The following is an 18,601-nucleotide window of genomic DNA, read 5'->3' as shown; positions in this document are numbered from 1 at the left end:
CAAAATAATGTGTCATGTCCTCTTACGAATAACACCATATTGGTAACGTTTACACTGCACAATACGCACTCTATAGCATCTATATCAAGCTAATATCCTGCTAAACCTATGAAGCACACACTACACAATCAATATATAAAACATTTAATACAGCAACTTAACTTAGCCCCATCAAAAATTTAAAAGATGAGCTACACATAAGGAAATTATTATCACAACCCAAGTAGCCAGCGTGGTATCGACATAATTATTGTCGCTGGCTATATATCGATATGACGTTAAATAGTTGTTAAAAAAACATTTATTACTGACTTAACTGAGATTGGATTGGAAATTTTACCTAAAATGATGTTAATATAGTTAGACCACTAACTAGTTTGGTGGTTTTTTATTGTTGAATGAAAAATAAATTAACAATAAGCCGATTAGCCCGCACCCAGGAGGACATTATGTCAACGGACACGTCAAACGAAGAAAATCTCATTACCACTATGTTGAATACCGCTACACTAAAGCTGAAAGAGGCTTCACAATTATTTTGTTTATGTGCCCTTCTAAGCACCTATCTCTTTGTTATGTTGAAACCTAGCGGGATTCAAAATCACAAAGCGTTAGGAGGAAAATAATTCATGCATTACTTAACCTATGTCTCATTAGCAATATATTTCCTGGTAATGCTAGGCATTGGATTGTTCGCGTATAAACAATCAACAAGCGATGTATCGGGTTACATTTTGGGTGGCCGTAAAGTCAGCCCACAAGTTACCGCGCTGTCAGCAGGTGCCTCCGATATGAGTGGCTGGATGCTAATGGGCTTACCTGGGGCTATGTTCTTGGTTGGCTTTGAAACCATCTACATTGCATTAGGTCTATTAATTGGTGCATTGGTTAATTACCTTGTTGTAGCACCTAAATTAAGGGTCTATACCGAAGTTGCAGATAACTCCCTGACCATTCCTGAGTTTTTTGCTAAGCGCTTCCATGCACCTAACGGTCATGTGCGTATTATCGCAGCAGTTATCATCGTTATCTTCTTTACCTTATATACATCAGCTGGGCTTGTCGCTGGTGGAAAGTTATTTGTATCAGCATTTGATTTAAGTTATGAACTAGGGTTAATCGTCACCCTTGCTGTAGTAGTGTCTTATACCCTACTCGGTGGCTTCTTAGCCGTAAGTCTGACGGACTTTGTACAAGGCTGTATTATGTTTATTGCCTTAGTTTTAGTACCCGTGGTTGCGTATCAAGAGTTTAGTAGCGCAGACAAAATGATGGGCTTTGCTTATGAGTCTATTCCGCATTTTTCTGATGCGATGCAAAATGTCACTATGCTCGGGTTAATTTCCAGTCTTTCTTGGGGATTAGGTTATTTTGGCCAACCACATATTATTGTACGATTTATGGCTATCCGCTCAGTCTCGGATATCAAAACCGCACGAAGAATTGGCATGAGCTGGATGACAGTCACTATCGTTGGTGCGCTGGCTACAGGTCTAGTCGGTATTGCCTATGCCAACAAATTTGACATGAAAGTCAGTGATCCTGAAACCATCTTTATTATATTTTCAGAATTACTGTTTAATCCTTTAATCAGTGGTTTCTTGCTTGCAGCTATTTTAGCCGCGATTATGAGCACCATATCTTCACAGTTATTAGTATCGTCAAGCTCGCTAACTGAAGATATCTATCGGGTGATTTCAAAGAAAGAATCAACGGATAAAGAAATGGTTAAAATGGGCCGTTATGGTGTTGCTGGAGTTGCCATTGTGGCAAGTTTACTAGCACTGGATCGCTCTAACAGTATTTTATCGTTAGTGAGTAATGCTTGGGCAGGATTTGGCGCGGCCTTTGGTCCACTGGTATTGTTTAGTTTATACAAACAAAATCTCACTCATAAAGCCGCTGTAGCTGGTATTGTTTCAGGTGCTGCTACCGTCCTCTTTTGGATATATGCTCCTGTGCTTGCCGACGGAAAAGCATTAACCAGCGTGGTTTATGAAATGATCCCAGGCTTTATTGTTAGTAGTGTAGTGATTTGGATTGCCAGTGCTCTTGACTCGGATCCTTGTAATAAAACAGTTGATACCTTCCATGAAGCGAATCGTGTTTTAACCGAGCAACAGTAATGGAGAACAATACTATGTCAACTTCACATTGGAAACGGATTGTCGTTAAAGTGGGAAGCGCATTAATTGCGCCCCATCAACAAGGTTGTAGCAGCCATTATTTATTAGGTATTGCACAGTTTATTGCTACCTGTCGCGCTCAAGGATGCCAAGTTGTATTGGTATCTTCAGGTTCAGTTGCCGCTGGTAGACATCGATTCCCTGATACGGCAGAACCAAGCATTTCGCTTAAAAAAGCCATGGCAGCAGCAGGCCAGGCCGATATGATGGCCACTTGGGATAAGTTATTTGATTTCCCTTCGGCGCAGTTATTACTTACCCATGGTGATTTACGCGATCGCGACCGTTATATCAGCATTAAAAATACTATTTTTACCCTGTTAGACAATGGCTTACTTCCCATTATCAACGAAAACGATGCTGTTACCGCAGCCAAGTTACGTGTGGGTGATAATGACAATTTATCAGCTATGGTCGCCGCAGCAGCGGATGCAGATGCGTTAATTATCTGCTCTGACGTAAAAGGGCTTTATACTAAAAACCCTAATTTACATGAAGATGCCACGCTAATTAAGCAAGTCAGTGAAATCAATGCTGAGATTTATGCTATGGCTGGCGGTGCTACGAGCAGCGTAGGTACTGGTGGCATGTTAACCAAGATTGAAGCCGCTGAGAAAGCGATTTCACACGGAATTGAAACCATGATTGTGGATGGTTTTGACGCGGACACATTCAATCAACTTTTAAAGGGCCAAAATCCAGGCACTTTATTCACCCCGTATGATGTACCGATGCAAGAACACTTGCATTGGATGATGCATACCTCACAAATTCAAGGTGAGTTAATTGTCGAAAATGACTTTAGCGCTGACCTTGAAGAACATGATACTCAACTAACCACAGACGATGTAGTGGCCGTAAGAGGCAACTTTTCCGTCGGTGATACTGTTTTAGTGCGCAAAGGCGATGGTACTAAATTGGCTAAAGCCAAATCAAACTACAGTAGTTGTTTATTACATTTTATTGCAGACCAGGAAGATCGTGAATTTGCCAACAATGCCCAGCAAAAAACGGGCCCACTGATCTCTGACAAAAACATCGCCATTTTGGAGCAACTATGAGTTTAATTAAAGATTTATCGCAAGCAGCAGCCACAGCGGCACAAACTCTAGCCCTATTAGATGAAAAAGTTAAAAATACCATTTTAGTTGATATGGCCCGTGCACTTAGAGCACACAGCGACGATATTATTAAAGCGAATTTATTGGATCTTGACCATGCCGAAAAAGCGGATTTAGGCGCGGCAATGATAGACCGACTAACACTGACACCTGAACGTATTGAATCAATGGCCGCGGGTATCGAAACCGTTGCATCATTACCCGATCCGGTCGGCATGGTACGTGAAATATGTGAGCGACCAAATGGTCTAAACATTCAAAAAATGCGCGTACCTTTAGGCGTTGTTTGTATGATTTATGAAGCACGCCCTAATGTTACCGCTGATGCGGGTGCATTGTGCTTTAAATCAGGTAATGCAGTGATATTGCGTGGCGGTAAAGAAGCACTACATTCAAGTAAAATCATTGCTTCTATTTTACAAAATGTATTGCAAGCATATCAGTTACCACCAGCACTGATAACCGTGATACCCGATCCAGATCGCGCCTTACTACTAGAGCTTATGCAGCAACGTGACTTTATTGATGTCATTATTCCACGTGGTGGCGAAGGCTTAATCAATTTTGTTACGGATAATAGTAAAATTCCTGTTATTCAACACTTTAAAGGTGTTTGTCATTTGTATGTTGATAAAGATGCCGATCTCGATATTGCGATGTCTTTATTGCTCAATGGTAAAACCCAACGCACTGGAGTATGTAATGCTCTAGAGGGATTACTGGTACATCAAGATGTAGCAGCAGAATTTTTACCTAAAGTGGCAGCCCAACTTGCTGCACATAAAGTGCGTATTAATGTCAGCAAAAATGCCCAGCAATACTTTGAGCATGCTAACGTTATTAGCGATGATGATTTCGGCCAAGAATATTTGGATTTAGAAATAGCCATTCGCCAAGTCACTGATTTTGACCATGCGATCAATCATATTCGCCGCTTTGGTAGCCATCATACTGAAGTGATTTGTACCCAAAATGAATTAACGGCTACGCGTTTTCAACGTACCGTGGATGCCTCGGTAGTAATGGTTAATGCATCGTCTCGTTTTTCTGATGGTAGCGAGCTCGGTTTAGGTGCTGAAATTGGTATTGCCACGAGCAAATTGCATGCCTACGGACCTATGGGCCTTGAGTCACTTACCACTGAGAAATACTTAGTCAGCGGTGTAGGTCAAGTTCGCGCATAATTAAACAGGTACCACAATTCAAAGGCCAAGCGAAAGCGTGGCCTTTTCTTTTTTAGCGACATTTTCGGAGGTTGTCATCTCTCAACATGAATCATTAGATCCCAATACCTGTATCGCCTTTATCGGTGGTGGCAACATGGCAAGAGCCATAATCAGCGGCCTACTTAAACAAGGTCATAACAGTGCCAATATTCTAGTGTGCGCCCCCAGCCAAACCACCCGACACGACTTGATCGATAAATTCAATGTTAAAGTACATCAAGACAACACCGCTGCCGTTGCGTTTGCTGATGTCATCATTGTTGCCGTTAAGCCTTTTGTAGTACCTGTAGTGTGTGAGCAGTTGAGTGAAGTTATGCAGTACGATAACCGTAAACTCGTTATCTCGATTGCCGCGGGTGTCAAACATGCAACACTCCGCCAAAAACTGCATTTTTCGCCTAAAGTCATTTGCGCCATGCCAAACTTACCGACCGCCATTGGTGAAGGATTAACAGGTTTATATGCAGGCCCAGACACTCACGCTAATGACATTGCGCTAGCAGAAAGACTCATGCGCGCTGTAGGTGAAACCGTATGGTTAAAAGAAGAAAGCCAAATGTCGACCATCGTGGCGGCTGCGGGTAGCTCACCGGCGTATTTATTCTTATTTTTAGAAGCCATGGAAAAAGCTGCAATTGAACAAGGATTGCCGCCAGAAATAGCCGCTAAAGCTGTGCTGCAGAGTGCCATGGGAGCTATATCAATGGCGATGAACAGTCAGCATAATTTGGCAAGTTTACGTCACCAGGTGACCTCACCTAAAGGCACGACGGAACAGGCAATATTGGCATTTCAGGATGGTGATCTTGATGATCTAGTTGCCAGCGCAATGGCGTGCGCAACGACAAGAGCCAAAGAATTGTCTATAGGCTAACGGAGCTGTGAGGGGGCTGCAGACCTTAGCTGATGTTAATACCATCCACTTGGCTATGTGATAAGCCATATGCTACTTTGCTAAGCCACAATGGCTTAAGGCTAGCTCAGTAACTCTTGTTTAATCAATTTCAGCAGAAAGGTTTCTCGTTCAATCGATAAGCCTTTTTTGCTGCTGTTGGCGATAGTGTCAAGGTTATGCCCAATAGCCTCATCGATATCAATCCATACTGGTATCATGCCGTTATTAATTTCGTGAGCTTCAAACTGGGTTCCCCCCAGCTGGCTGTCAATATCACAAGTGAAACAATAAGACAGCATATTAACCGATGTATAACCATCTCGTTGCCAAGGGCGATATTCTTCATATAAGCCGAATGGATTAATATTGCGAATTTGTTGAGCGCCAGTTTCTTCTTGTAACTCACGGATCAGCCCTTGCTCTATCTCCTCACCTACATCAACGCCACCACCAGGCAATGAATAGTCATGATAACGCTGGGTGTAAAGCATTAATATTTGATTATTACGCATCACAATGGCACGAGCAGCAAGCCGCGTTAGCATCGTTTGGTGATTCGCGGCAACAAAATCTGCTGGGGTGTCGGAATGATAACGAGTGGTTAAGTGGCGCATTATAGAAGGGCTCATCGCAATAAAAAGCGCATGATACGTTGCCTAACTATATGCTTCAAGTTTGGCGTATAAGTTAAAATCACTTGTAGGGCGGCATATCAGTGCTTGTAATGGCAACTTGAGTCCAAATAATAACAATCAATTATGAAGCTGATTATTCACAACAAGCGACTTTGGTACTCTTACCTCAATACTTATAGCGCAAAACGTCTAATTCAATACTGCTAGCTCAATGCTTCCAGTCAAATACTCTTTGCTAGGTACTTTCAGTTAAATAACCAAAGTTTGAAAACCACAGTTTAAAAGCCACTGTTAAATACCCATTTGACAAAATTTGGCATTGCACGTAGCAACACATGGTCGCTCATAGATCCGGTGCTGGGTTTAGCATGCTAACTCAAGACAACCAAAAGATAGATAACCTAAAAAGTCCATTCGGCAATACTGATTATCATACCTTGGGCGCCTGCTTTGACATTCTTAAGCTAATTGAAACAAAACTATAAATTATAATCGTCCTGTCATACCTATACCTTAAAATAACCGTCTAAATAGACGGTTATTTTTTAATATTTTACCTATGCTGAAGTATCACTTTTCAAGGATTGAATGATACGGTGATCAAGTTACAAAGATTAACGTTCACTTAATGTCACTTCGGAAATTGCTTATGATTAAATATTGGTACAAACAATTCTCTCAGTATCCACCTGATCACCCTGATTATTGGCGTATCCGTTTAATCGAGCATTCGTTACTCATTACCACGAGTTACTTTATCATTCTGACTCTGATCAACTTGTTCTATTTTGAAGGTTATCAATATGCCTTACTCGACGGTTCAGGCTTAGTTATTTCATTGGGCATTTACTATCGATTTCGCAGTACGGGACATGTAAAGATAACCGCATGGGCTGTTACTCTCATGGTAGCCAGTTTGATTATGTTATTTGTGATATCGACCAAGGGATATTCTCATTCACTGTTTTGGGCGACTCTTATTCCGCCTTTTTCATTTTTTCTTATCGGACGAACCTGGGGCACATTTATTTCATGTATCTGCTTTAGTGTGTGTGCTTTTCTCGTTTACCTGCAAACGCAGAATCCTCAACCTGTGACGTTTAGCAAAGGTTCATTATTCAACGTTATTGAAGTGTGTGTTGCGCAAATTTTACTGTTTAGGTTTTACGAAAAAACCCGCTTTTCCGCTTATAAAAAACTGGCATTACGTAATTTAGAAATTCAAAAAATGGCTGAAACCGATAAACTCACCGGACTATATAACCGTGAAAAACTCGATTTCGCGCTTGATACACTGCTGACCACACCAGCAGCTAATACCTCTATGACAACAGAGACTACTAACGCGATAAAACAAACAGACGAAGCACCGATTATTTACCAGCCTTATGCCGATGACCATCCACTGACAAACCATCAAACCACTCAAGATTTACTCAGTAAACAAGCCGTCACTCAATACCCTATTTCTGTGGCGATTATCGACATCGATCATTTTAAGCAAATTAATGATAATCACGGCCATTTAATCGGAGACAAAGTGCTATGCCAACTCGCGCAGTTATTGCAAAACCAAATGCGCAACGACGACTTATTAGCACGCTGGGGCGGCGAAGAATTTGTGGTGGTGTTACCCAACACGACATTAGCTGATGCGATTGAGTTAACCGAAAGGTTAAGGCTATATATTGCCATGCAAAATATTAAAGGAATGGAGCTAACAATCAGCTTAGGTGTAGCTCAGTACAGGCTAGAAGATTCAGCCCACAGCTTACTTGACCGCGCAGACAAAGCCTTATATTCGGCAAAGTCTGGCGGGCGAAACTGTGTAGCAGCAGCTTGATCGGATAAACATTAATTAACAGAATATTGAAGCTTACTCTTGTAAGCGGCTCGTTGGCGTAGCCACAATATAATTTTTACCATTAATGCGTTCAATGATTTGCGTTGCCGTTAAATCATGTACCACATTAACCACCGTTGAAGCTGCATCTGTAATGGCCCCAATGACGACTAAAATAGGGATCACTTCCATCGGTAAACCCAATGTAGTCACAATAAAGATTTCACCTAAAAATGCTCCGCCCGGTACTCCGCCAATCACAAACGCAGATAATACCGAAATCAAAATCGTCAGCATAAATACATCGGTCGTAAAATCTAGCCCTAATAACGAATAAATAAACACGATTTTTAGCGCGGTAATAGCGGCTGCACCACCTTTATTGAGATTGACTAGCAACGGCAAGCTAATCTCTGCAATTTGCTCATTTAGGCCCATTTTAGCAGCACTACGAATAGTCACAGGCAATGTCGCTAACGACGAGCTAGTGCCTAATGCCGTCACAGCTGGTTCGAGCATATGTTGCCAAAAACGTTTCACACCTTGTGCACCACCGCCAATCCACGCATATAAGGTCGAACCTAACGTTAGGTAAATAGCCATCGCCACAAAAAACAGCCCTACAGCTCGCGCAAACGTCCCCATTAATTCAGTATCTTGACTTGCCATAGTCGCGGCAAAATAAGCACCAAGTCCAATTGGAGCCACATACATTAATATCGAAATCACTTTCATGATCACAGTATTTAAACTGTCTAGCATGCGCCCCACTCTCTGGCCATCTTCACCAGATTGACCAATGGCCACACCGCCGATCACCGACATAATAATCAACGCTAATATGTTTGATTTAGAGAGTAGCCCGACAAAATCGTTAGTTGTGAGTAAGCTGACAAAGTCCATGCTGCCAGAAGCTGCATCTACGGTATTGGCTAAGTCTAATGTCACCCCTTGCGCGGGATCATATGCTAACGCCAACAACACCACGCCCACTGACGGAATAATCGCCATGACAATCGACACTGCCATAATAGACACAAGTATCGCGCCTAATTTCTTTAAATCGGTCATGTGAGCGATAGATGACATCACACTCACAGCAACCAAAGGCACGATGATCATAAATAATAGATTGAGGAAAATTTGCCCAATAGGTTTAAGCTTGATAGCCCACTCAGGAAATAACCCGCCAAACAATCCGCCCAGCAGTAAGGCACTCAGTAAAATAATGGACGAACGATAAGCACGTAAGCTACTCAGCATATTGGATCCTAGGAGCAATTAAACAAAAGGTGGAATAGGCAGCAGACTCGGCCCAAAGAACGATTAGCGCGTTAACAACTAACAGAAAAGCAGATGTAAAATAAACTCCATCAATTAGTTAGCCAATATCATTATCAACAATTACTGTCGACCATCACTCTCTCAACGACGTAAAAACGACTTAACTTAATGGTAAAATATGACACAAAACCAATACCATACACAACTACAAACCATATTAGTCATTCGGCAACGCTTGGATCTCAATAATGAGGCCTTCAGGGCCGCGAACAAAAATTTGTTTAATCAATGATCCTGGCGCTTCATTAATAGAATAGCGCAGGCCCAGTTTGGCAATTCTTGCCATTACATCTTGATAGTCATCACTGAAAAAACTCACATGATGAACAATATTTTGCGGCTGCTCATTTTGCGACAGTTGATTGCTCACATCTGGCTGCTGATTAGCAAAAATATGTATCACATCTTTGTCACCGGCAAATAAAAAATAACCAGAAAACTCAAGATTAGGTCGAGTACCAACGGTTAAATCTAATAACGCCACGAGAAAATCGCTCATTTTTTGCGGATTTCTAGCACTTAATGACAAGTGATCAAAGCGAATATTCATACAACACCCTTTTAGAATATAGCCGACTTTAACGATCTTTATCAGCAAAGCCTTATATTACTGGGATTATGACTGCCAATGAACCACCACAAAAGCTAAACATTATCAAAAATTATTTGATAATCAATTAGCGAGACAATTCTTCAGTGAACATTAATACCATTGACACCACACTATCCTGTAGTGGTCAAGTAATATTGGCCACGGTTTTAGAGTCATTCCAATATAAACGTTCTGACTCATTTGGAGTTAACCCACCATTATATTGATGGGGTCTAGTTTCACTGTAATATCCAGTGATGTAATTTGTGATCGCTTTGTCTGCTTCTGTAAAATTCCCATAGCCACTTGCGGGTACCCATTCAGATTTCAAACTTCTAAAGAAACGCTCCATTGGTGCGTTATCCCAACAATTCCCGCGACGACTCATGCTTTGCTCAATCTGAAGACGCCATAATAACTGTCTGAATTTCAAGCTTGTGTAATGTGAACCTTGGTCGCTGTGATATATCACATTCTCAGGTTTCCCCCTTAACTCAAATGCCATTTTCAAGGCTTTAGAGGTCAGCTCGCTGTCAGGCGATAATGACAAAGCCCACCCAACAGGTTTGCGGGAAAATAAGTCTAAAACAACGGCTAAATATGCCCAACGATTACCGACCCAAACATACGTCACATCGCCACACCACACTTGATCTGGTTGAGTTACTGCAAACTGTCGATTAAGCGTGTTTGGGATCGCTACATGCTCTTGTGCAGCTTTCCTATAAGAATGCTTAGGCTGCTGACAGCTTAATAATCCAAGCTTTCTCATTAGATTACGGGCTCGATAACGACTGAGATTAATCCCTTTGTTAGTCACTAATTGCGCTATCGTTCTAGCACCGGCAGAGCCATTACTAATACGATGCGCGGCCTTCACTTCACTGCATAAAATAGTAAAGTCAGCATCGATATGTTCTTTTCTTTTTAGCCAATATTTATAGCTACTTCGATGCACTTTGAATGCATTACAAATTGTGAGAATAGAGTGGCTCTGCTTGAGTGCGCTGATCAGCGTAAATTGTTCATCGAGTCTGACATCAAGAGAGCGGTAGCCTTTTTTAGAATAAGATTATGCTCCTCAAGACGGGCTACCTGTTTCTTCAGTTCACGGATTTCAATTTGTTCAGGGGTAATGGGAGAGGCTTTTGGCGTGCCACCCTGGCGTTCTAGTTTTAACTGTCTCACCCATTTATCCATGGTTGATTTACCCACGTTCATCGCCTTTGCTGCTTCGATGATGCTATGGTTTTTATCGAGGACTAATTGGGCTGCTTCAAGTTTGAATTCAGCACTAAATGTTTTTCTGGTTATCGATCTCATGTGTTCACCTAAAGTCATGTACGAGGTAATAATATCACCTCTATTTAGGTGGCCAAAATAACTATGCCACTACAATCCACACCTCTGTATCGCTCGGATAGTAGAAGATACAACCTACATATATTGTGCTATATGAATAAGTTAACCATTAAGTCAGTGTTGAATAGGGAAGCAGCCGTATTTGCAACAAGTGTAATTTGAAAGAAAAGCGTTGCAACAAGAAACCTCTAAGTAAGCTTTTTAAAACAGTGGCTTAGAATAATTTACTCATAAGATTAAAACGTTGTCAATTCAATGTTGAGTATAAATGATGTACAACATAACGGTGATAAGAGGTTTTATAGTGATGCGCAATCCGGAAGTAAATAATGGCAGACATAATCAGTGAATGTAGGAAGCTTGCTCACTCGCAAGCTTCCTAAAGCTAAACTACAAGTCGATATAAATTGGCCAACCAAGTAGACCAATTAAGCCTTCTTTGTATTCCAGACGCTCCAATCGTTCAGGAGAGGCATTTTGAATGGCCAACTCTTGATAGCTACGAGAGAAATGCAGCGTCCGCAACAATGCAGCATTAAAATGCTTACCTAAATCTAAACGAATTGCATCAGCAAGCTCATTAGGTAATTCAGCTAAAGCAGCCTTAGTTTGTTGCTCGATAAACTCGAGGTTAAACCATTCATCTTTAAGTTCTATACGAGCCATGCGTCGTTTAAGATCTTGACGGACTTTTTTACCGTCAAAAAATATCCGATATAACACGGCTTCTGCCAGAGTACTTTCTAGATTAATATAATCCATTGGATCAAAAGTGCCGACAATGTAGAACTGTGCCAATAAGGCATTAATAGATTGCTGGCGATTATGCTCAGCTAATGCTTCTTGGTAGTAAGCCCAGCCTTGCCATTCGTCACAATCAGGTGGACTCGAGACTTGATCAAGCAATACTTTATCCACGTCGCCATAAACAGATTTACCATGAAGCCTGTGTTGACTAACTTTAGTTAGCATCCCCCAGCCCTTCTGGAACGACTTAACTACGCCGTCATCAGTCAGCAGCAACCGTATAGCATTAGCCTGACTTTGGTCCGATAATGCCATTAAGCCGATGCTAACAATGCCAATGACATCTTGCGCGGCTTCTTCAAGCAAATGCATTTTATACTTGTTATAAAACTTATCAGCGAACTTAAGGCTCATCAAAATGGCTTTCGCTTTGATCTGTCCCAATTGCTCATTACTGAGCAATTCTTCGGTTCGGCCATAAGCCAACACCCGACTCAGATAGGGACCCTGATTTTCGTCACGTAATACCAATTGCATTTGCAGAACCCTTAATCAAGAAAGCTAAACATATCATCAACTTCAGCATACTCGTCGGTGACCTGGTTCTTTTCTTTCGCCTGTATCACTAACTCGCTGGCAAACTGGCTGATAATTAACTGCCAGTCAGAGCCGGTGTTACGCAGCATGTTCTTAATCGCCTTTTCAACATTAGGCGCTCGATCGCGGATCAATGCTAATAAACTACGAGGGTCATCGATGCTAAGACTGTGAGCCTCTTCATCGGCTTGCCAATCTGAGTAACCCACGGTTTCTTCATCCGCTTCATCATCAAAAGTGTCGTTTATCTCATCGTCATCACCGCTGCTACCGCCTAAAATAAGCTCGATAAACGGAATCGATAGATAAAACAGCGCAGCAGGATCTTCAGCCAAACACTCTAAAATTGCGGTTTGTTTCTCTTCACTGTCTTGGATTCGAATAAGATAAGTCATAAAATCAAAAGTATGCTGCATTAACTCTTCGGCATTACTTTTGATTTTTTCTTCCCAATAAAGCGGCTGCTGGCAGACAATGTCGCGGATCTGTTCTGGAGTCATTAACTCAGACATAATAGATGGGCACGAAATATCATGCTGACTATTAATTTGTGTCAGCGTGACGATATCCATTTTCTCGATAACTTCAACCAACTGATCATCTGACATTGATGTCGCAATCAATTCAAATCTCTTGCTGGCCTGTTTAGGCTCAACATTAGCCAGCTCTTGTATTTCAGCGGCTGTTATTTCAATGAGACTGTTCATTCGATATCCTCATCATATTGGTCATAATAACCTTCTTCATCGCTATCATAGTCCGTGTCGTCATCATCGTTTTCATCACGTTCATGCTCATGAAGACCATCAGAATCATCTTCCTCAGGCTTGGGCGCTGTATCTCCCTGAGTCTCTAATAAATACACCACGGCACAACTTTCGATAAGCAAATCTTCGTTATATTTACGTACCGCAAGCGCCAGAGGAAGATCGGCATTGTTAAACGCAATCGTCGTTTTAAATTCATCCCAGCTTGGGTGAATATTCAAGCTAATCCAATGCGCCCATTGGCGCTTTGACTCAGGCGAGAACTTAACTCTTTCATAAAGCGCGACAGGTAAATATTCAGGGACTGAATCTAGCATCCCAGGATCGGCCAACAATATCTCTCTGATTTGGCTAGTAAACTTTGCCAGTGCATTTGGCGTATCAGGGTCGTTGTAAGATTCTATATTGTCATTGGCATTATTTTTTAGCTCATTAATGCGTGAGATATTAAGATGTTTAGCCATGGGATACTCAGGAATAATATTCGTCCCACAACCCGCGCATAGCGGCTGTAGGATCGGTAACAATTACGTTGTTAAAATCATTGATAAAAGCATTTCTCTGCTTTTTATCTGACAACACTTCGTAAGCTTTTTTGACTCGTTGGAGCTGAACAGATGCTTGTTGTTTTTCATCGTCAGACGCCCCAAGTAATTTGTCAGGGTGATACTTGTTCGATAAACGTTTATAGGCTTTTTTTATGTCATCTTCTTTGGCATTGGCTCTGACGCCCAGTACGCTAAAGTGGTTAATCATAGTTATTCCTGCAGGCGATGTGGCAGTGATTGCGAGATAAAAAAGTCTGTAAATAGATAAATTTTTTAGCCCGCTATTATATCAACATTCACAGGCTTGCAGCAAACATAAACCCAAGTTAAGTTGCAATCATTTAAGACATCAATTTTAGGACAGCAATTTTTAGGACAGCAATTTTTAGGACAGCAATGACACCCAAAAAGCAGCGTTGTCATTAACAGGTGTTATCTTTGCTGCCGTTAAGATGCCACCAGCCAAGTTAAATGATGCGATATTAACAACATCCACGCCTATCTGAACTTGCTAGCATGATGCTTTAACGGCAAAACACCTGCAAAAATTACCCCATTTCAATCAGACTCACAAATTCGCGCATCGCTGGTGAGACACTGTATTTACGGGTAATAAACACGGTATTACCCGATTCAATACTTTGCAATTGTCGGTAATGCAGATTGAATAACTGCTGAGCCGATTTTGCAATACCGCTGCTGACAATCGCGTAGCCAATATTGTGTTTTACCGCGCTGACTAGATGAAATAGCGAGTCGGTTTCTAACACCACATTAAAGTGCAAATCCGTTTTTGCCATCGCATTATCAATGTATTGCCTAAACTGCATATTTTGGCTTAACAACACCAATGGTAAACGTTGCAAATTATTAAGGGTTAATCGGTTATCTCTTAGCGTAGTACTATCGAGTTGATTAACGAGGGCTTGGGTTGATAATACCGCCATATCATTATCAATCTGCGGATAAAAATGAAACGTGCGACGATTCGCCTCAGTAAGGTTTTCATCAAACCCTAGACCGATATCAATTTGATGCAAAGTCAGTTGCTCAATTAGCTTTTCATTGGTGGTCACTAAAAGCGTCACGGCAATATTAGGGTGCAGCTCATTGAATGCTTTAATTATCGGCATAATATCGACACTCGACTGCGGCACAATGCCAATCCTCAAAGAGCCGATTAATGGCCCACTAAACACACTCAACTCTTGTTTTAGCGCAGCTTGATCTAACAGCATTTTTTCTGCATAGCGCAATACAATCTGTCCAGCATCGGTTAACGCAACAAACTGACTGCCGCGCACCACTAGCTCGGTACCAAAACTTTTTTCCAACGCGGTTATACTGGCAGACAAAGTCGGCTGGGTAATATGGCAAGCTTTGGCTGCTTTAGCAAAATGCTTAAACTGCGCTAATTCATAAAAATAATGTAACTGCCTCAGGTTCATACGCCCTTCAAAGTCTGCCTATCAATTCCATCATATTAATAGATAAAAACTATCACCGCATAAATTTGTTTGATTGGCTTTGTGTATTAGCGCCCCCTAAACTGTGATCCACGTCAGGTTTTGAGTCTATACACATGAATGCTTCATACAAATGGTTGCCACCCATTGAACATCTGGTAGAGGAAGTAGCTGCCGCCATAAATATTAACGGGATTAACTATGCTGTGATGATGGTCACTCCTGATGATATTGAAGACTTTGCGATTGGTTTTTTATTTTCCGAAGCCATTATCCAATACGATCATGACGTACATGACATTCAAATAACGCCATCAGATAGCGGCTTTATGGTTGAAGTGACTATCGCCAATCGTTGTCTGTCGGCCTTAAACAGTAAAAAACGTCGGCTCGTGGGTGCTACAGGTTGCGGCATCTGCGGTGTTGAAGCAATAGAGCATGCACTGCCTCAATTACCTATTCTTCCGGTCACTCGCCCCATTGACATTAATAACCTTGAAACCTTAAAACAACGCATTGCCGACAGCCAAATAAAAGCTCAACAAAGTGGTGCGATACATGCGGCTTTAGCGTTAACAGCCCAAGGCGACATTATCGCCTGTCGTGAAGACATTGGCCGTCATAATGCACTCGATAAACTTATCGGCATGTTAATAAGGCAAACAACCGCGGCTCAAGAAACATCATGTAATACCTTATTAATCACCAGTCGTTGTAGCAGTGAATTGATCCATAAAGCGGTGCTGTTTGGCGCTAACAATCTTATTAGTCTAGCTTCGCCAAGCCAACTCGCGGTCAAGCTGGCACTAAAATACAACCTCAACATTATTCACATACCCAAGTTTTCAGCGCCTATTTATTATTCCAGTTACGACTCTCACTTCAATGTTAATCGTCTATCGCTGAGCCCTATCGGAGAAATTCATGTCTAGTCATCACCAAAAACCAACCAAAGCCGGCGGATTCCCTTCACTGCAAGCCACATTTACTCATGTACTTCGCAGCCAACACACTAAGCAAAACCTTAAAAACTTACTCCGTGTTAATCAAACTGATGGCTTCGATTGTCCGGGTTGTGCATGGGGCGATAACAAACAAGGTGCATTTCAGTTTTGCGAAAATGGTGCTAAAGCCGTGGCATGGGAATCAACAGGCAAAGGCGTTGGTCGCGATTTTTTTGCTCAGCATTCGGTACGCCAACTAACAAAACAGACTGACTACTGGTTAGAGTATCAGGGGCGTTTAACCGAACCAATGCGCTTTAATGCGATAACAGATCACTATGAACCAGTAAGCTGGTCTGAGGCGTTTTCGATTATCGCCACCAAGCTCAACAGTTTAAGTAGCCCTGACCAAGTTGAATTTTACACTTCTGGACGCGCCAGTAACGAAGCATCCTACCTCTACCAACTGTTTGGCCGGCTTTATGGCACCAATAACTTTCCCGATTGCTCTAACATGTGCCACGAAGCTAGTGGTGTCGCATTAATTAGCGCCATTGGAATAGGTAAAGGCACGGTAGTATTAGAAGATTTTGATGCCGCCGAAGCCATTTTTGTGTTTGGCCAAAACCCTGGCACCAACCACCCAAGAATGATGAATACTCTGCGCAAGGCCGCCAAACAAGGGGGTAAAATTGTCACTTTCAATAATCTTAAAGAAGTTGCCTTAGAAAAGTTCGCCAGTCCACAAAGTCCTATAGAATTGCTCACACCAGCAGCCACTACCATCAGCCATTTGTATTTAACCCCTAAATTAGGCGGCGATATGGCCGCTGCGCGAGGCATGGCTAAATTTATTATTGAACAACGTCCAGATAAAATAGACCATGAGTTTATACAACAGCACAGTGCATTTTTTGAAGATTATCAACACAGTGTTACACACACTAGCTGGGATAAAATAGAACAACAATCTGGACTGACAAAAGCAGAGATTATTCAAGCTGCGACCGTGTTCAGTGACAGTAAAACCGTGATCAGTTGCTGGGCAATGGGCTTAACTCAACATAAGCATTCGGTCGACATTATTCGTGAAGTCGTTAACCTGCATCTGCTATGTGGTCAAATAGGCAAAAAAGGCGCCGGATTATGCCCTGTTCGCGGCCACAGTAATGTGCAAGGCAACCGCACTATGGGCATTAATGAAAAGCCGTCTGCCGCTTTTATTACCCGCTTAGAACAGCATTTGTCTACCAGCTTACCGCGGCAAGCGGGCCACAATGTGGTCGAAGCCCTTAAAGCCCTACACAGTAAACAGAGTAAGGTGCTAATTTGTTTAGGTGGAAATCTTGCGGCTGCGGCGCCCGATACTGATTTTACATACCAAGCGATGCGCAATGCTGAACTGAATGTTCAAATCAGCACTAAGCTTAATCGCAGCCACTTACAAGTAACACACGACGCCTTAATTTTACCTTGTTTAGGCCGTACCGAATTAGACAAGCAGCAAAGCGGCATTCAAAAAATCACCGTTGAAGATACCTTTAGCATGGTTCATGCTTCAACAGGTATGACCGAACCCGCCTCAGAACAATGTTTATCTGAAATTGATATTGTCGCTCAAATGGCTCATGCAACATTTAACCATTCCGGCTCGACTCAGCTCAACTCAACAAACCATGCCGCAAATAAACTAGATTGGCTGGCATTACGTGATGACTATGCACTAATTCGTCAGCTTATCGAAAATACCATCGACGGCTTTAATGACTTTAATCAACGTATCGAGCAACCTGCCGGGTTTTATCTGGGGAATAGTGCTGCTGAGCTTATTTGGAATACCACTAACCAGTTAGCTCAATTTAATCCTAGTCAGTTGCCAAATTCAGTTATTGCAGATTGCTCAAGCAACGCACAAACAACTGCGTCATCCGCCGAACAACAAGCTATTTTTTTACTGCAAAGTTTGCGATCTCACGACCAATACAACACCACTATTTATGGCATGGACGACCGGTATCGCGGTATTAAAGGCAAGCGGAATGTATTGTTTATGAACCAACAAGATGCTGTTCAACTTAATCTTCTTGAAGACCAGCTTGTTGATATACAGTCTATTGCCAACGATAATATCGTCCGCAAAGTCTGTGGCTTTAGCGTGGTTTATTACGATATTCCACGCGGTAACATTGCCGCATATTACCCCGAGACGAATCCACTGGTGTCAATCAACAGCGTCGGAATTGGCTCTTACACCCCAACCTCAAAATCAATCCCAGTGGTTATTACTGCATCAACCAAACAGGTGATTAGCGTGGCTCAGGTATAAGT

At 42.0% G+C, this 18,601-nt stretch carries 16 protein-coding genes; 7 read left to right on the top strand and 9 right to left on the bottom strand.

Annotation, left to right across the window (positions count from 1 at the left end; translation table 11 throughout):
* Positions 1–629: 629 nt before the first annotated feature.
* From putP to proC, 4 genes are read left to right on the top strand one after another with little or no spacing between them, the layout of a single operon-like run.
* Positions 630–2,126, top strand: coding sequence for a sodium/proline symporter PutP (gene putP, locus SFRI_RS03965; protein WP_011636243.1), 1,497 nt, complete (start codon positions 630–632; stop codon positions 2,124–2,126).
* Between the two features lie 14 nt (positions 2,127–2,140).
* A complete protein-coding gene (gene proB, locus SFRI_RS03960) occupies positions 2,141–3,247 on the top strand; it encodes a glutamate 5-kinase (protein ID WP_011636242.1) in 1,107 nt (368 codons plus the stop codon).
* On the top strand, positions 3,244–4,491 hold the full coding sequence (locus tag SFRI_RS03955; RefSeq protein ID WP_011636241.1) for a glutamate-5-semialdehyde dehydrogenase: 1,248 nt from the start codon (positions 3,244–3,246) through the stop codon (positions 4,489–4,491). The genes proB and SFRI_RS03955 overlap by 4 nt, the downstream gene beginning before the upstream one ends.
* Before the next feature lie 37 nt (positions 4,492–4,528).
* Positions 4,529–5,407 (top strand): pyrroline-5-carboxylate reductase, encoded by an 879-nt coding sequence (gene proC / locus SFRI_RS03950; RefSeq protein ID WP_011636240.1) that lies wholly within the window; start codon positions 4,529–4,531, stop codon positions 5,405–5,407.
* Between the two features lie 101 nt (positions 5,408–5,508).
* Here the strand turns inward: proC and SFRI_RS03945 are convergent, their stop codons facing one another.
* Positions 5,509–6,042 (bottom strand): NUDIX hydrolase, encoded by a 534-nt coding sequence (locus tag SFRI_RS03945; protein WP_041412783.1) that lies wholly within the window; start codon positions 6,040–6,042, stop codon positions 5,509–5,511.
* 670 nt (positions 6,043–6,712) lie between these two features.
* On the opposite strand from SFRI_RS03945, the gene SFRI_RS03940 reads away from it, so the two are divergent.
* A complete protein-coding gene (locus SFRI_RS03940) occupies positions 6,713–7,906 on the top strand; it encodes a GGDEF domain-containing protein (protein ID WP_041412782.1) in 1,194 nt (397 codons plus the stop codon).
* A gap of 33 nt (positions 7,907–7,939) precedes the next feature.
* Here the strand turns inward: SFRI_RS03940 and SFRI_RS03935 are convergent, their stop codons facing one another.
* The 8 genes from SFRI_RS03935 to SFRI_RS03895 form a co-directional block, all read right to left on the bottom strand.
* Positions 7,940–9,169 carry a dicarboxylate/amino acid:cation symporter gene (locus SFRI_RS03935; RefSeq protein WP_011636237.1) on the bottom strand — a complete coding sequence of 410 codons (1,230 nt, stop codon included), beginning with the start codon at positions 9,167–9,169 and terminating at the stop codon, positions 7,940–7,942.
* Between the two features lie 238 nt (positions 9,170–9,407).
* Positions 9,408–9,800, bottom strand: a complete 393-nt coding sequence (locus SFRI_RS03930; RefSeq protein ID WP_011636236.1) for a VOC family protein — start codon at positions 9,798–9,800, stop codon at positions 9,408–9,410.
* Between the two features lie 187 nt (positions 9,801–9,987).
* A protein-coding gene (locus SFRI_RS03925; RefSeq protein ID WP_086019740.1) for an IS3-like element ISShfr6 family transposase occupies positions 9,988–11,165 on the bottom strand; the annotation gives its coding sequence in 2 pieces (ribosomal slippage) (positions 9,988–10,907 and positions 10,907–11,165; 1,179 coding nt in all).
* 429 nt (positions 11,166–11,594) lie between these two features.
* Positions 11,595–12,488 (bottom strand): cold adaptation protein AtcC, encoded by an 894-nt coding sequence (atcC, locus tag SFRI_RS03915; protein ID WP_011636235.1) that lies wholly within the window; start codon positions 12,486–12,488, stop codon positions 11,595–11,597.
* An 11-nt stretch (positions 12,489–12,499) separates the two neighbouring features.
* Complete coding sequence (atcB, locus tag SFRI_RS03910; protein WP_011636234.1) at positions 12,500–13,255, bottom strand: cold adaptation protein AtcB; 756 nt, start codon at positions 13,253–13,255, stop codon at positions 12,500–12,502.
* Positions 13,252–13,779, bottom strand: a complete 528-nt coding sequence (atcA, locus tag SFRI_RS03905; protein ID WP_011636233.1) for a cold adaptation protein AtcA — start codon at positions 13,777–13,779, stop codon at positions 13,252–13,254. Before atcA ends, atcB begins: the two co-directional genes overlap by 4 nt.
* Positions 13,780–13,786: 7 nt before the next feature.
* Complete coding sequence (gene atcJ / locus SFRI_RS03900; protein ID WP_011636232.1) at positions 13,787–14,071, bottom strand: cold adaptation protein ActJcold adaptation protein ActJ; 285 nt, start codon at positions 14,069–14,071, stop codon at positions 13,787–13,789.
* A 340-nt stretch (positions 14,072–14,411) separates the two neighbouring features.
* On the bottom strand, positions 14,412–15,311 hold the full coding sequence (locus SFRI_RS03895; protein WP_011636231.1) for a LysR family transcriptional regulator: 900 nt from the start codon (positions 15,309–15,311) through the stop codon (positions 14,412–14,414).
* A 134-nt stretch (positions 15,312–15,445) separates the two neighbouring features.
* Here SFRI_RS03895 and fdhD point away from each other — a divergent pair, with 134 nt between their 5' ends.
* A complete protein-coding gene (gene fdhD, locus SFRI_RS03890; RefSeq protein WP_011636230.1) occupies positions 15,446–16,261 on the top strand; it encodes a formate dehydrogenase accessory sulfurtransferase FdhD in 816 nt (271 codons plus the stop codon).
* Positions 16,254–18,599 (top strand): FdhF/YdeP family oxidoreductase, encoded by a 2,346-nt coding sequence (locus SFRI_RS03885; RefSeq protein ID WP_011636229.1) that lies wholly within the window; start codon positions 16,254–16,256, stop codon positions 18,597–18,599. Before fdhD ends, SFRI_RS03885 begins: the two co-directional genes overlap by 8 nt.
* The last annotated feature ends 2 nt before the right edge of the window (positions 18,600–18,601 follow it).

This window comes from Shewanella frigidimarina NCIMB 400, from assembly GCF_000014705.1.
GTDB classification, from domain to species: domain Bacteria; phylum Pseudomonadota; class Gammaproteobacteria; order Enterobacterales; family Shewanellaceae; genus Shewanella; species Shewanella frigidimarina.
This window is presented reverse-complemented; position numbering and strand designations above follow the sequence as displayed.

Coding starts and splice junctions, on each gene's coding strand:
- putP (WP_011636243.1), top strand. CDS start 630: ATGCATTACTTAACCTATGTCTCATTAGCAATATATTTCCTGGTAATG.
- proB (WP_011636242.1), top strand. CDS start 2,141: ATGTCAACTTCACATTGGAAACGGATTGTCGTTAAAGTGGGAAGCGCA.
- SFRI_RS03955 (WP_011636241.1), top strand. CDS start 3,244: ATGAGTTTAATTAAAGATTTATCGCAAGCAGCAGCCACAGCGGCACAA.
- SFRI_RS03945 (WP_041412783.1), bottom strand. CDS start 6,042: ATGCGCCACTTAACCACTCGTTATCATTCCGACACCCCAGCAGATTTT.
- SFRI_RS03940 (WP_041412782.1), top strand. CDS start 6,713: ATGATTAAATATTGGTACAAACAATTCTCTCAGTATCCACCTGATCAC.
- SFRI_RS03935 (WP_011636237.1), bottom strand. CDS start 9,169: ATGCTGAGTAGCTTACGTGCTTATCGTTCGTCCATTATTTTACTGAGT.
- SFRI_RS03930 (WP_011636236.1), bottom strand. CDS start 9,800: ATGAATATTCGCTTTGATCACTTGTCATTAAGTGCTAGAAATCCGCAA.
- atcC (WP_011636235.1), bottom strand. CDS start 12,488: ATGCAATTGGTATTACGTGACGAAAATCAGGGTCCCTATCTGAGTCGG.
- atcB (WP_011636234.1), bottom strand. CDS start 13,255: ATGAACAGTCTCATTGAAATAACAGCCGCTGAAATACAAGAGCTGGCT.
- atcA (WP_011636233.1), bottom strand. CDS start 13,779: ATGGCTAAACATCTTAATATCTCACGCATTAATGAGCTAAAAAATAAT.
- atcJ (WP_011636232.1), bottom strand. CDS start 14,071: ATGATTAACCACTTTAGCGTACTGGGCGTCAGAGCCAATGCCAAAGAA.
- SFRI_RS03895 (WP_011636231.1), bottom strand. CDS start 15,311: ATGAACCTGAGGCAGTTACATTATTTTTATGAATTAGCGCAGTTTAAG.
- fdhD (WP_011636230.1), top strand. CDS start 15,446: ATGAATGCTTCATACAAATGGTTGCCACCCATTGAACATCTGGTAGAG.
- SFRI_RS03885 (WP_011636229.1), top strand. CDS start 16,254: ATGTCTAGTCATCACCAAAAACCAACCAAAGCCGGCGGATTCCCTTCA.